The following is a 229-nucleotide window of genomic DNA, read 5'->3' on the forward strand; positions in this document are numbered from 1 at the left end:
ACCCCAACGGCCGCCTAAACCCCGTATGAAGAATCCGCCAAGTCTTGATGTGAGCGAAAACCCCCGCCACCACCGACCGCAGCCGATTCAGCACCCGATTCGTCCGCCTCTGCTCCCGAAACATCCGTTGACCCGGCTTGCGCCTGGCCGGGGTAGCCAACCCCAACCCGATATAGCCCTTATCAGCCACAGTGCTCTCATCAAGATATCTTTCCAAGCCATGATGTTT

At 58.1% G+C, this 229-nt stretch carries 1 protein-coding gene; it reads right to left on the minus strand.

The features are described 5' to 3' along the window. A partial coding sequence (locus tag L6762_RS12115) for a transposase family protein (protein ID WP_423817128.1) occupies window positions 1-190 on the minus strand: 190 nt, incomplete at its 3' end. Window positions 191-229 lie beyond the last annotated feature (39 nt).

Source organism: Rothia nasimurium (genome assembly GCF_928381705.1).
GTDB lineage: Bacteria > Actinomycetota > Actinomycetes > Actinomycetales > Micrococcaceae > Rothia > Rothia nasimurium_G.